The 13,045-nt window shown below is 71.7% G+C and carries 11 protein-coding genes; 1 reads left to right on the top strand and 10 read right to left on the bottom strand.

Translation table 11 applies throughout. The features are described from left to right. Positions 1 to 3: 3 nt before the first annotated feature. The 9 genes from selB to HKK74_RS20365 all read right to left on the bottom strand — a co-directional run bounded on the left by selB (position 4) and on the right by HKK74_RS20365 (position 10,548). Complete coding sequence (gene selB / locus HKK74_RS41495) at positions 4 to 1,761, bottom strand: selenocysteine-specific translation elongation factor (protein WP_312881640.1); 1,758 nt, start codon at positions 1,759 to 1,761, stop codon at positions 4 to 6. A gap of 134 nt (positions 1,762 to 1,895) precedes the next feature. Further along, complete coding sequence (locus tag HKK74_RS20400; protein ID WP_187244859.1) at positions 1,896 to 3,278, bottom strand: S8 family serine peptidase; 1,383 nt, start codon at positions 3,276 to 3,278, stop codon at positions 1,896 to 1,898. Continuing rightward, positions 3,272 to 4,123 (bottom strand): hypothetical protein, encoded by an 852-nt coding sequence (locus HKK74_RS20395; RefSeq protein WP_187244858.1) that lies wholly within the window; start codon positions 4,121 to 4,123, stop codon positions 3,272 to 3,274. The genes HKK74_RS20400 and HKK74_RS20395 overlap by 7 nt, the downstream gene beginning before the upstream one ends. Positions 4,124 to 4,260: 137 nt before the next feature. Further along, a complete protein-coding gene (locus tag HKK74_RS20390; RefSeq protein WP_222722521.1) occupies positions 4,261 to 5,943 on the bottom strand; it encodes a DEAD/DEAH box helicase in 1,683 nt (560 codons plus the stop codon). A 343-nt stretch (positions 5,944 to 6,286) separates the two neighbouring features. Further along, on the bottom strand, positions 6,287 to 7,081 hold the full coding sequence (locus HKK74_RS20385; RefSeq protein ID WP_187244857.1) for an SDR family NAD(P)-dependent oxidoreductase: 795 nt from the start codon (positions 7,079 to 7,081) through the stop codon (positions 6,287 to 6,289). A gap of 89 nt (positions 7,082 to 7,170) precedes the next feature. Further along, on the bottom strand, positions 7,171 to 7,449 hold the full coding sequence (locus HKK74_RS20380; protein ID WP_187244856.1) for a hypothetical protein: 279 nt from the start codon (positions 7,447 to 7,449) through the stop codon (positions 7,171 to 7,173). A gap of 329 nt (positions 7,450 to 7,778) precedes the next feature. Next, positions 7,779 to 9,077, bottom strand: coding sequence for a chorismate-binding protein (locus HKK74_RS20375; protein ID WP_187244855.1), 1,299 nt, complete (start codon positions 9,075 to 9,077; stop codon positions 7,779 to 7,781). A 124-nt stretch (positions 9,078 to 9,201) separates the two neighbouring features. Then, positions 9,202 to 9,342 (bottom strand): hypothetical protein, encoded by a 141-nt coding sequence (locus HKK74_RS20370; protein ID WP_187244854.1) that lies wholly within the window; start codon positions 9,340 to 9,342, stop codon positions 9,202 to 9,204. A 36-nt stretch (positions 9,343 to 9,378) separates the two neighbouring features. After that, positions 9,379 to 10,548 (bottom strand): winged helix DNA-binding domain-containing protein, encoded by a 1,170-nt coding sequence (locus HKK74_RS20365; protein ID WP_187244853.1) that lies wholly within the window; start codon positions 10,546 to 10,548, stop codon positions 9,379 to 9,381. A gap of 258 nt (positions 10,549 to 10,806) precedes the next feature. Here HKK74_RS20365 and HKK74_RS20360 point away from each other — a divergent pair, with 258 nt between their 5' ends. Next, positions 10,807 to 12,015: a L,D-transpeptidase gene (locus tag HKK74_RS20360; protein ID WP_187244852.1), complete on the top strand. Its 1,209-nt coding sequence runs from the start codon at positions 10,807 to 10,809 to the stop codon at positions 12,013 to 12,015. Between the two features lie 79 nt (positions 12,016 to 12,094). On the opposite strand, the gene HKK74_RS20355 is transcribed toward HKK74_RS20360, so the two are convergent. Then, on the bottom strand, positions 12,095 to 12,988 hold the full coding sequence (locus HKK74_RS20355; RefSeq protein ID WP_187244851.1) for a hypothetical protein: 894 nt from the start codon (positions 12,986 to 12,988) through the stop codon (positions 12,095 to 12,097). Between the last annotated feature and the right edge of the window lie 57 nt (positions 12,989 to 13,045).

Raw genomic sequence — 13,045 nt, 5'->3', positions numbered from 1 at the left:
AGCTCATTCGCGGCAACGGCGCCGGTCGTCCGCGAGCCGTTCCGTGCGGCCCCGCCGGTCGAGGTGCTCCAGCAGCGGGATGACGACCCGGCGGGTGGTGCCGAGTGCCGCGCGGGCCTCACTCGCGGTGAACGGCTGCGGGAGGGCGGCGAGGACCCGGGCGGCATGCGCGTCGGCGCCCGGCGCCAGCACGACGCCGGGCGCGATCCGCAGCAGCAGCCCGGCGCGCTCGGCGGCCGCGAGGGACTTGCCGGTGAGCCCTAGTGCGGCGAGCCGGTCGGCCTCGGGTGCCAGGAACGGCGTGCTCGCGAGCTCGCCGCGCACCTGCCGCACCGCCGCCATCACCGGCGCGGGCAGTGCCGCCCGGTCCGACGTCCCGTACACCCGCCCGTCGCGCAGGCTGAGCGGCTCGCGCACCAGGGCGGCGACCAGCCGGCGTTCGGGCAGTTCCAGGAGCTGCCGTACGGTCTCGACCGGTACGCCTGGGTCGAGCGGGTGCTCGGCGGCGTGCCGGCCCACCTCCTCCTGGAGCCTCCGTCCGGCCAGGGCCCAGTGGGCCGGGTCGGCCCGCCATCCGGGCGCCACCTCAAGGCCGGCGAGCTCACACCCCATCGCGGTGAGCTCGGCTTCGCGCATGACCCGGTGCCGGCGCAGGAGCACCTCGCCGCCGGGCCGGTCCGGCCACTCAGCCAGTTCACGGGCGCGCCTTCCCCCGTCTCCGCGACGCCGCAACGGCGGCGGGACCACATCCAGCACTCGTGCCCCCACGACCCGGCGGGTACCCGGATCGCGCAGGACCACCCGGTCACCGACGTGCAGCGCGAGCGGCGTCGACAACCGCAGTCGGGCCGTGTCATCGCCGAACGGCCGCACTCGCGCCGTGACGGCGGCCGACCCGATGTGCAGGATCAGCTCACGGGCGGGTGGCCGGTCGCCGCGCGTCCGCACATCGATCAGGTCGGTCACGGCCCAGCCGCCCGGTGTGGTCACCGCCATTCCCCGGGACAGGCCGGACAGGTCCACGCCGCGCAGGTTCACCGCCACGCGGGCCACGGCTTCGACCCGGTCGAGGCGTCGCTTGAGCGATTCCAGCCCCCGCACCCGTACCCGCTCTCCCCCGGGCGCGAGGGCGAGCTCGTCGCCGACGGCGATGGCGCCGCCCGGCAGCGTGCCGGTGACGACGGTGCCGCTGCCCCTGACGGTGAAGGCCCGGTCGATCCACATGCGCACCGGGGCGGCGGTATCGGGGGCCGGGCTCCTGGCCGCGAGCCGGTCGAGCGCGGCGCGCAGGTCGCCGAGCCCCTCACCGGTCCGGCCGCTGACGACGACCGCCTCCAGATCGGCCAGGCCGGTGCCGGCCAGCTCGCGGCGGGCCTGCCGGAGAGCCTCGCCGGGGGCGCCCAGATCGGTCCTCGTGATCACCAAAAGACCCTCACGGACGCCGAGGGCGTCGACGGCCGCCAGATGCTCGGCCGACTGCGGCATCCAGCCCTCGTCGGCGGCGACGACCATCATGACGGCCGGCGCCGGCCCGACACCGGCGAGCATGTTGGTGATGAACCGCTCGTGGCCCGGCACGTCCACGAAGGCCAGTCGTGCCCCCGACGGGAGTTCGGTCCAGGCGAAGCCGAGATCGATGGTCATGCCCCGTCGACGTTCCTCGGCCCAGCGGTCGGGCTCCATCCCGGTCAGCGCTCGCACCAGCGTCGACTTGCCGTGGTCGACATGACCGGCCGTGGCTATGACCTGCACCGCAGCCACGCCGAGACCGGCCGGCGGATCCGCGAGCACGGAGTCGGTACGCGGCGACGGGAGTCCATGACCGGACCACTTTAACCTGCGGGAATGGCCCGGATCAGGCGTCGCCCCGCCGATTGGCGATCATTCGTGGTCGATCATTCTGGTGGCGGGACCGGCTTTCCGGCGTCCGGGTCCGCTCCGGTGTCCGGCGTGTCGGCCCATGTCGCAGCCGGTGCGTCAGCAAGCGTGCCGGGCAGCGTTGGTGGCGGCACGGCGGCGGAGGGCGGCGCGAGATCGCCCGGCGCCGAGGCGAACGGACCCGCTCCCGCCTCCACCCCCACTCCCGCGGCGACGGCGGTGCGGTTACGGCGCCCGCGCACCATCAGCACGAGGGCCGCGACGATCGCCAGCAGTCCGGCGCCGATCAGCCCGGAGTATCCCGCCAGAATCCCGGTGTCGTGCCGTACGGCCTCCGTGGTGACCGGCCCGCCGCCGAAGTGCGCCTTGTCGGGGACCACGCCCTGAGCCGCCGGGGTGAGTACGGGGCTTCGTCCTTCGAGCTTCTGGGCCCGGTCCAGGGCGCCCGCCGGATTGATGATCCCGAAGCCCACGCCGGTGTCGTATCCCGCCTTGGGGTGATGGGCGGACTCGGCGATCGCTCGCCCGACCAACTCGGGCGGCAGCTTCGGATACTCCGACCGGACCAGAGCGGCTGTGGCGGTCACGAAGGCCGTCGCTGGATGGGCGCCGGTGACGGTCCACAACGAGTCGTCCGGTCCCGTGGTCGGCATCTCGAAGCCGGGCGCTGAGACGAGTACGGCGCTGTTCTTGTCGCTGTAGTTCCTGTACCACTTCCCCTTGGCATTGACCGCTCCAACGCCGATCGCGCCGGCAAGCGCGGCCGGGTAGGCGGTGGTGGGGGGCAGTTTCAGGTCGGGGTTGGCCGACACGACAACGGCGCCCTTGGACCGCGCATAGGCGAGAGCCGATTCAAGGAGGCCGACCGGACCGTCCCAGATGTAGGGGATGACATAGATGACCTGCGCACCCTCGTCGGCCGCGTACCGGATCCCTTTGGCGAAGAGCGCCCGGTTCTCGAACTCGCCGAACCACCGCCTCGCACCGGGCTCCTCGAGTGAGACCTGCACTCGTACGGGGAGGATCTTCACCGCCGGGGCCAGCCCACGTCTGCCCACCAGTGAGTCGTGCGTGGGACCGCTACCCCCGATCAACGAGGCCATCAACGTGCCATGGATCTTCATGGGCCGGGGCGTCTTCACGAAGTCGCGGCCGCGTAGAACTCGCCCGCGCAGGGGCCCGATGTCGCCGTCCACCCCGTCGGCCACGACGGCCACCGTGACCCCCTTGCCCCGGGTCACCTGGTGGGCGGCTCGGACGTCTCGGTCAAATCGTTTGGCCCATTCCAGTGGGTCGGCATGTGCGGGTGGCGTCATCACCGGGAGAATCGGGACCGCCAGCAGCGTGCCGGCCAAGGCCGTCAGCATGGCGAATGGACGGCGTAGGGCTCGGTTCAGCATTCCACGCTCTTCTCCGCGCACGGGCGCTGTGACGGCAGGAACTGGCTCATCACCTGTGTCAGGACGGCCTGGGCGAAGTCGAAGTCCTCCACTTGTTCCGTCTGGCGGACCTTCTTGCGGCCGTCCGCCCAACCGGTCGCGGCGAAGAACACATAAGGCGTGCTGTTGTTCCCGAACGACAGCTGCTGTCTCTGGTCGGCGCCGAACCGGTCCGTCACCGTATCCACGAAGCCGACGGGCAGCAGCCCATATCGTCTGTTGTCGGCCTGCCCGGGGACCCGGGCCAGGCGGCCATCCACCTCACCCGCGTTCTTCACGCTCGGCATGACCGCGATCCCGATCGTCGACACCAGGGTTCCGGAGTCGTCCACGTACGTCGCCCGCAGCACGGTGCGGCAGCCCCCCAGGGCCAGGATCTCGGCGGCCTGCCGATCAAGCGCCTGCGCGCACCCCGACGCGGCGGCGATGCCGATCCGGTGCGCCTTCGGCTTGGCTCCGGGCGGGGCGGTCTCGAACTCGTACTGCACCGTCGCCGGAAAGATCTCTCCGGCCGTACGGTTGCGCCACCGGGAGTCCAGCTCCTGGGCCTTGGCCGCCGTCAGCTCACGGGCGGTGGGCTCACGGGTCAGCTCCCCGGACAGGGCGAAGCCGCCCACGGCCACCGCCGCGATCCCCACCGCGACCAGTCCGGCGATCAGCGCGATCCGTCCCCGGCGGCGCGGGGACGCCGCCGGACGCTCAGGGGGCGGCTCCGGCGGCGGCACCGGCTGTGCTTCCGGTGGCGATTCCGGTGCGGCGAAGGGCTCCCAACCGGGCTGTGCGGGCTCTGTGGCGTCAATGGGCATGATCGCCTGAGATTAGGCGGCGAAGATCACGCGGTTGTCTCGCGACCACCACCGATCCGGACACTCTGTGATCATGGACGAGGTGGCCGATCGCCGGTGCCCGCCACCGGCTGCCGGCTACCGGCTACCGCCGCGTCTCATTTACCTCGCTTGCCGGGTGCCTCGCGCTCCCGCCGGACCTTCGCCTTCTTCCCCTTGATGGTGCTCCGCCGCAACGCCGCGATGACCTCGTCGGCCGCGGACTCCGGTACTTCGGCCAGCGAGAACCGTTCAGCAATCTCGATCGAGCCGATGTCGCGTCCGGTCAGCCGCGACTCGCCGGCTATCGCACCGACCAGGTCCTGCGGCCGGATCCCGGCATTGCGCCCGACGCCGAAGAACAGGCGCGTCATGCCCTGTGCGGGACCGCGACCGCGCGTGTCCTGGCGGCCGCCGGACGCCCGGCGGTCACGCCCGGCCTGCTGCGCGATCTGCGGGATGTCCTCGTCGTCCGTCCCCGCCTCGCTGGGCTCGTACGCCAGCTTGACGGCGGCGAGCGCCACCTCCATGACGTCGAACTCCTCGGCGAGCGGCTCGACCACCACCCGGAACTGCTCCAGGTCGCCGTCGATGAGGAGTTCGTGCAGCGCGGCGCGGGTCAGCTCCAGCCGCCGGGCGCGCAGGTCGGCGACGGTGGGGACCTTCTCCACCGTGATGCGCTGTTTCGTCGCCCGCTCGATCGCCTTGAGCATGCGGTGCTCGCGCGGCTCCGCCAGCGTGATGGCCACGCCTTCGCGGCCGGCCCTGCCGACCCGGCCGACGCGGTGCACGTAGGAGTCGGGCGCGGAGGGGACGTCGTAGTTGACGACGTGGCTGAGCTGCTCGATGTCGAGCCCTCGGGCGGCCACGTCGGTGGCGATGAGCAGTTCGGCGGTCCCGCTGCGCAGCCGTCCCATCACCCGGTCGCGCTGCTCCTGGCTCATGCCGCCGTGCAGCGCCTCGGCGCGGTAGCCGCGCCCGTTGAGGGTCTCGGTCAGCTGGTCGACCTCGTCGCGCGTGCGGCAGAAGACGATCGCCGCCGTGGGGGCCTCCAGGTCGAGCACGCGCCCGAGCGCCGCCGGCTTGTGCGCCCTGGCGACCACGTACGCGCTCTGCCGTACGAGCGGGGCCTCACCCGGGGCCGCCTCCTCGCGGCCCATCTGGATCCGGACCGGGTCACGGAGGTAGCGACCGGCGAGCCCTTTGATCCGTGGTGGCAGGGTCGCGGAGAACAGCACCGTCTGGCGTTCCTCGGGGGTCGCCTGCAGGATCTCCTCGATGTCCTCGGCGAATCCCATGTCCAGCATCTCGTCGGCCTCATCGAGCACGACCGTCCGAACGTCCTGCAGATGGAGCGTTCCGCGGCCGATGTGGTCGAGGGCCCGTCCAGGCGTGGCGACCACCACGTCGACGCCGCGCTGGAGCGCCTTCAACTGCCAGCCGATGGCCTGCCCGCCGTAGATGGGCAGGACGCGAACGCCGAGGTCACGGCCGTAACGATGAAACGCCTGTGAGACCTGTACGGCCAGTTCTCGCGTCGGCACCAGCACCAGCACCATGGGATCGGCGCCCCGGCCGTCGTCGGGCAACTGTTGCAGCATCGGCAGGGCGAACGCGGCGGTCTTGCCCGTCCCGGTCGCGGCCTGCCCCACCAGGTCGCTCCGCTCCAACAACGGCGGAATCGCCTCGCGTTGGATCGGCGTCGGCTCCTCGTAGCCGAGGCTGGACAACGCCTTTAGCAACTCGGGTCTCAGCCCAAGGTCGGCAAAGCTCGTCCCGCCGTCGGACACGTTCTCGTTCATCGTCGGCTCCTCCTCCGAACCCCACATCCCCAGGCCCGCACCTCCCGCAACCGCGCTCGCCTGTGCGCCCCGCATGGGCACTCCCGCCAAGCCGGTCAGTCAAGTGTCCCGTAGCCCGGCACCGCCATGAACACCAGGTCCCGCGGCCAGGGGTCACGTACAGGGCATGCGGTCAAGAGCTACGACCGCGCGCAGCTGTTCACCCAGGCGGAGAACACCCGTGCCCAGCGTCTCTACTCGGGCCTCGGCTTCAGGCGCACCGGCGCGACCGCCGTGTCCGGGGAGGGCGAGGGCATCACATCGTCCAGTACCTGCTCAACCCGCTTCCGACGTAGCCCGCCGGTCAGGGAAGGATACTGTCGACGTAGCCCCCGTCGGCGCGCAGCGCTCCGCCCGTGGTGGCCGAGGCGTGGTCGGAGCTGAGATAGACCACCATGTTGGCGATCTCCTCGGGCTCGATCAGCCGCCGGAGAAGTGAGTTCGGCCGGTGGTGTTTCATGAACTCGTCCTGAGCCTGTTCCCAGGGCAGCTCATCTCCCACGAGGCTCCGGACGAAGTTCTCGACCCCCCTGGTACGGGTGGGCCCGGCGATCACCGCGTTGACGGTCACGCCCGTGCCCGCCATCGCCTTGGCGAAGCCGCGCGACACACCGAGCAGCGCCGTCTTCGTGACGCCGTAATGGACCATCTCCTCGGGGATCACCACCGCCGAGTCGCTGGCCATGAACTGCACGCGGCCCCAGCCTCGATCGCGCATGCCGGGAAGGTAGTGGCGGGTCAGGCGGACGCCCGACATCACGTTGACCTCCCAGAAGCGCCGCCAGGTGTCGTCGTCGATCTCGAGGACGGGCTGCGCCGAGAAGATGCCGAGGTTGTTGACGAGCACGTCCACGTCGGGCAGCGCCTCGAACACCGCCTGGGCCCCCTCCGGCCGGGACACGTCAGCCGCGATCCCGTCGATGCGCGCGTCCGGTGACTGGGCGCGCAGTTCGTCGACGACGGCGCGGACCCGGTCGTCGTCGCGCCCGTTGATGGTGGTCTCGGCGCCGGCCGCCGCGAGCCGCGCGGCGATCACGCGCCCGATGCCCTGGGTCGAGCCGCTCACGAACGCGGTCCTGCCGGTCAGGTCAATGATCACCCTGGTCCCCTACCCGGTGACATCGGCTCTAACGCCCCTCACAGAGCTTGCGTCACACCCAGGTGGCCGCGCCGATGCCGGACCGGCCGTCAATGCGCGGCGACGTCCATCCGTACGTCGGCGGTCGCCCCGCCCCGGGTCGCCCGCAGCAGCCAGCAGCCCGCGTGGGTGAAGCGATAGCCCGCTCCCCACTCGTCACCGGGCCGGTCGTAGCTGCTGCCACCGTGCGGGTCCGGTCCCCATAGGAGCTTGGCGGGCCGGCCGCCGGGATCGATCATCGACAACGTCAGATCGCCCGAGCCGGTCATCCGCCAGACGATCTTCAGCTCCTCGCCGACCCGTGGCGGCAGTGCCCCCCTCTGATGCATGATCAAGCCCCAGAGCCGAACACCCGGGCCGGACGCCCCCACTTCGGGAAACCCGCCTCTCCAGGGGCGAATCGGCGACGGGGATTCGCAGCGAGCACCGTCGTTCGCGGGCGGACCGGCCGCCGAGCGGGACCCCGCCCCGCGCTCGGGCCGCCCATCCGCGGAGCAGCCCACAAGGCAGAGCAGCACGAGCCCGAATGACACGACCTTCGACACCGCGGCTCCGCTCGTCCGGCGAGAGATGAAGACCAGTCTCCCAAGATTCGAGACTCACGGAACAGGTGCTCGCCGTGCCGGATCTGGACATCGGCGCCGAGATCACTCTCCGGTCAGGCCTGGCGATCCACCCCGAGGGCCGTCAGCAGCGTGCGCAGTCTGGCGGAGGTGCCGGCCAGTTCGACGTCGGGATCGGTTCCGGCCACGACGTCGCATCCGGTGAACAGGCGCATCTGATCCGCGCCGATCTCGGCACAGGCATCGGCGACCACCCATTCACCGTCGCCGGAGGCGTCGCACCAGCCCACGGCGCTGCGGTGGAAGTTACGGCCGTACGGCTCGTCCGCCGGGCCCTGACGCAGCGCGGCGGCGAGCGCCAGAGCCGAGGCCTCAGGAACTGTGAGGCGCCCGCTCAACCGGGTCGACAGATGCCACATGGTCGGGGTGCAGATGAGCGAAGGCTGGCCGGGAACGTCGAGACCGCGGCAGTACGGGCTCAGCGCCGCCGCTGCCGCGTCCACCGTCAGCGCGTGCCGGCGCCGGCTGACGGCCGAGCCGATGAGCGCGGCGGCACGGCGGCGGTCGGTCTCGGGGTCGGCGCCCCGTGGAGCGGAGTCCCCGAGCGCGTGGGCGAGCATCCGGTCACCCGTACGCCGGACCAGCGGCACGGGGCTCGCGCCGAGCAGTGTGCGGTTCACCGGCAGGTCCGCCGCGTACAGATGGGAGCAGGGATCGGCCCGGCCGAGGTTGCGGAGCAACTCCCGCTGGTCGGTCCCGGTCAGCCCGGCCAGGTGCAGGGAGCGGGTGAGCGCGATCTCGTCGAGCCCACCGGTGCCGAGACGGGTCAGAGCGGTCTCGACCCCCGTGCGGAACGCCGCCGGGCCGGGCACGTCGCGGAGTGCCGCGTGCGCGACCGGGAAACGATTCGGGGGCGGGCCCGGTCGCAGTGGCGCCGCCCAGTGGACGCGGGCGGGTATCACCAGCCAGGTGGGCACACCGGTGCCGGGCGGGAGGACGCCGGCGATGACGGGCCGGGGATGCCCGGCCGATCCGGCGTCTCGCAGCGCCTTGGCCGCACGCCACGGCAGGGTGCCGCGGTCGCCCGCCGATATCGCGGCGAACACGCCGTGGGCCAGCAACGTGTAACGCGCCGACGCGAAGAGGAAGCAGTCCCCCGGGGTGTAACCGTCCAGCGGTCCCGGCGCCGGGTCGGCGGTCGCGGCGGCGTGCGCACGGGCGGCCCCGAGAGCGGCGGCCGACACGGGGGGCCGGCCGGAACCCGTGCCGCGCAGCCGCGGCGAGCGCGCGGCCGGTCCGCTCCGGGCCCTGCCGCGGCGCGAGCTCGGCACCCCCAGGCAGCCGAATCCCGCTGAGCGCCGCTGCTCGCCCGCACCGTCTCCGGAATCGACCACGGCACCCCTCCTAAGGTTAGGCTTGCCTAAATCACCTCATTGTCGATGGTCACCACCCTGGACTGTCAAGGCCGTCTTCAGATCCGCACGGGTCACCCGGGTCAGAACGTCTCGCCGTCTCGGGTCAGAGCGTCAGCGGCAGGCCGAACGCCGGCACGAGATCGGCGCCGAAGACCGTCACCTCGGCCACCGCCCCATCCTCGACGCGCAGGACGACGAGCGAGATGCGGCTCAGCGGCGTGCGGCTCAGCGCCGTGCGGGCCATGAGCGCGAACGGACGGCGGTTGTCGCGCCCGGAAGGTCAGGTGTGCGGCCACCGGCCCGGCACGATCCGTACGTCGTGGGCGTCGGCGTCCGCCGCCGCGAAGGCGAGCATCCGGGCGCCCTCGTCGGTCAGCGCGTCCACGTCCGCGGGCGAGAAGCGGCCGTACGGGCGGATGGTCAGGATCGTGCCACCGCCATCCCGGGTGATCTTCCAGTCCCCGGCGGTGAGCCCGTCAACGAGCACGACGTTGGGCATGGGGCCGTGCCGGCCGTACGCCTGCTCGTGGTAGGCGTCAGTGATGAACCGGCTGCGGTCGGCATGGGAGAGCAACAGGTTGTCGAAGTCGTACAGCAGACGCGGCGGCGCCGGGGCGTCGGCGTCCGGCCGCGGCGCGTCGGGCAGGTCGAACAGCTCGTGTCCCTCCTCGTCGAGGAACGTGGCCAGCCGCGGCCGGAGCCGGTCGACGACCTCGCGCAGCCGGGTCAGGCCCGACCACGTCTGCACGTCCTTGACGGTGGCCGGGCCGAACGCGCCCAGGTAGCGCAGGACCATGTCGTCGATCGAGGGTTCGGCGGCGAGGGGACCGCCGAGCCACGCCTCAGCGCTGGTGTGGGCGATCGGCCCGCTGGAGCCCCATACGCCGCGCGGCGGCACCTGGACGAGCGGGACCAGAGCGCGGATGGCCTGGGCGAGCGAGGCGGGGTCCCGGCCGGCCCAGCCGACCCCCTCCTGCCCGGCCAGCAGGCCGCCGAGGCGCGTGGGGGTCAGCGGCCGTTCCTCGACCAGTTCCCGGCCTGCCTTGGCCAGCTCACCGACGTCGAGCCCGAGCAGATCCCTGCCGAAGTTCCCCCGCAGACCGCGCTCGATCACGGGCTGCACGAGGGGGCGCAACTCCAGGCAGTCGCGGGCGGTGACCAGATGAATGGTCGAGCGCATGAGCGCGATGCGCACGAGTCTCCGCTGTACGAGCAGGTCGGCCACGTCCGCCGGGCGAATGCCCTCGAGCCGGACGGCCAGGCCCAGGTACCAGGTGTGGGGCGTCTGCGCCTGCAGGCCGACCAGCCGCTCCACCGCTTCGAGCACGGGCGCCCGCGAGCGGCTGAGCAACAGCTGCCGTGCCAGTGTCGCGCGGCCCAGCGCACGACGGGTCACTCGCCGCCCGGTGTTCTTCCGTCGAGACGGGCGGGACACGTCACTGATGTCCATGGCAGCACGCTACGGGTCATTGCGGTCAGTTTCCGGCCGCAATCGGGTGCTGATGTCGGCTCTGCACGGTCCTGTCCGATACCGGTCCAGCGCGATGTCAGGAATTTCACGAACCACTCAGGATTCGCGGGAACTTATTCCTACAGATCACCGTCAGCTAGCAAAAGGGTCCGATCTGTGTGCCCTCTCCCTCATATGTAGACCAAACCTCGGCCGGCATCACGGCCCGGTCCGAGGTTCTGCCCGAAGGTGGGACAGTTGCGCGTCGGCAAGCGTGTTCGGGGTGTTCGCACTAGTACGGCCGGCGGTCTGCTGGCACTCTCGTTGACGGTCACGACCGCGTGTCAGGCGGGCTCGGACGCGTCTTCGACATCCGGCGGATCGGACAAGGGCAAGGCGGCGGCCGCCCAGGTGTCGATCACACCGGCGAACGGTTCCACGAAGGCACGTCCCGACGGTGGCGTGGTGGTCAAGGCGGCCGGCGGCACACTCGACACGGTCACCGTCAAGGCCGGAAAGAAGAACGTCCCGGGCACATTCAACCCGGAGCGCACCGAGTGGCGGTCCACCTGGACGCTGCCCCCGTCCACCGCGCACACCGTCACCGCGACCGCGAAGAACGCCGAAGGCGCCGGCGCCCAGGCGAACAGCGAATTCAAGACCCTGAAGCCCGCTCAGACGATCTCCACCTCGCTGGACTGGATCCTCGAGGGCAACCGGGGCGACAAGTACGGCGTCGGGATGCCGATCATCCTCAACTTCGACCGTGAGGTCTACAACAAGGACGCCGTGGAGAAGGCGCTGGAGGTCAAGGCGGAGAAGCCGGTCGAGGGCGCCTGGCGGTGGGTGGGCAGACAGCAGGTGATCTATCGCCCGAAGACCTATTGGCCCGCCCACCAGACGGTCCGGCTCACCGCCCACCTGGCCGGGGTACGAGCGGCCAAGGACGTCTACGCCCTCAAGGACTTCAGCCGGACGTTCGAGATCGGCGCATCGCGGATAAGCACGGTGAACCTGAAGACGCACAAGATGACCGTCAAGATCGACGGCAAGAAGAAGCGGACCGTGCCGATCAGCGCCGGAAACGGCAGCACGATGGAGTACACGACGACGAGCGGCGTGCACCTGACGATGGAGAAGGGCAATCCCGTCCGGATGATCGCGCCCGGCCGGAAGAAGGGCGACCCCGGCTACTACGACGAGCTGATCAACTATGCGGTCCGCATCTCCAACAGCGGGGAGTACCTCCACCAGAGCGCGGGCGACTACGGCTGCCTGGGCCGGGCCAACTGCAGCCACGGCTGCGTCCGGCAGCCGCCCAAGGACGCCCTCTGGTTCTACCGCACCGTGCAGCCCGGCGACGTCGTGAAGATCACGGGTTCGCGCCGGAAACTGGACTGGCAGAACGGGTGGTCGTTCTGGCAGATGCCGTGGAAGACCTGGCGAAAGGGCAGCGCGCTCGCCTAAGACTTGTCCCGTAATTCGTCCCGGAGGGGGAGTTGTTGCGGGGTGCGGCCGCTGCGGAGGGTCGGGCTTTCCGGCGTGGTCACGCCCCGGAAAGGTTCCGCCGCGCCTCGTCGGAGCCGCGGCGGGCCTTCTCGGCTCGGTCGGCGGCCCGGTCCCGGTCGCGGCGGGCGGCCGTCAGCCGTTCCATGGCGGCGTCGCGACGGCCGATGACGTCGTCCAGCCGCCGCCGCAACCGCTCGGCCTCGTCCGCGAGGTCGGCGTGCGCCTGTGCGGCCACGTCGGCCTCCGCGTCGTGCGCCGCGAGTGCCCGGTCGGCCTCGGCCGCCTCGGCCGCCGCGGCCCGGGCCCGTTCGGCGAGCCGCTCGCGTTCCCTTTCGGCCCGCGTTCTGTCGGCCCGCGTTCTGTCGGCCTGTGTTGTCTCCGCCTGGGCCCTCTCGGCCAGGTCGTCGCCGGCCCGGTCGTCGCCGGCCCGGTCGGCGGCCTCGGCCGGCACACCCGCCGGGATGAATCCGACGTGGCTGCGCGGTTGCGTCAGCCGGCCCGAGCGGACCTCGTCGGCGACCGCCGGGTCCATCGTGGCGGCGTTCAGCGTCTCCTCCACCTCCCGGATCGCCCCCTCGCGGAGCGGCCGTCCGGCATCCCTGGCCAGCGTCCGCGCGGTGCGGGTGAGGAGGTCGATGAGCTCGCCACGCCGCTGGTCCAGCCCGCCGACGTGCCGGCCCGCCGCCCACTCCGTACGGAGGTCCGCTCCGACGTCGGACAGCCAGCCGAGCTCGTCGGGGGCCGAGCGGGCCAGCTGGTTGATCGCCCAGGCCGACATGGTGGGCCGTCGCAGCGCACCGATCCTCTTGACCAGCTCGCGGTCGCCCGCTTCCTTCGCCTCGGCGGCCAGCCGCTTGCGCGTCTCGACGAACTCCTCGGGTGGGACCCCGTAGAGTTCGTCAGCCGCCGCCGTCAGGTCCACATCCCGCATTTACCCGATCCGCGGTGCATGACCGCACGCCATCGTGGCGCAATCCGGTCGCGGGCC

The organism is Actinomadura alba (assembly GCF_014323705.1).
Lineage (GTDB): Bacteria > Actinomycetota > Actinomycetes > Streptosporangiales > Streptosporangiaceae > Actinomadura_C > Actinomadura_C alba.
The sequence above is the reverse complement of the archived record's forward strand: the minus strand, read 5'-3'. Positions and strand labels throughout refer to the sequence as shown.

Coding starts and splice junctions, on each gene's coding strand:
- HKK74_RS20400 (WP_187244859.1), bottom strand. CDS start 3,278: ATGCTGAACCGAGCCCTACGCCGTCCATTCGCCATGCTGACGGCCTTG.
- HKK74_RS20380 (WP_187244856.1), bottom strand. CDS start 7,449: ATGCATCAGAGGGGGGCACTGCCGCCACGGGTCGGCGAGGAGCTGAAG.
- HKK74_RS20390 (WP_222722521.1), bottom strand. CDS start 5,943: ATGAACGAGAACGTGTCCGACGGCGGGACGAGCTTTGCCGACCTTGGG.
- HKK74_RS20355 (WP_187244851.1), bottom strand. CDS start 12,988: ATGCGGGATGTGGACCTGACGGCGGCGGCTGACGAACTCTACGGGGTC.
- HKK74_RS20395 (WP_187244858.1), bottom strand. CDS start 4,123: ATGCCCATTGACGCCACAGAGCCCGCACAGCCCGGTTGGGAGCCCTTC.
- HKK74_RS20370 (WP_187244854.1), bottom strand. CDS start 9,342: ATGGCCCGCACGGCGCTGAGCCGCACGCCGCTGAGCCGCATCTCGCTC.
- HKK74_RS20365 (WP_187244853.1), bottom strand. CDS start 10,548: ATGGACATCAGTGACGTGTCCCGCCCGTCTCGACGGAAGAACACCGGG.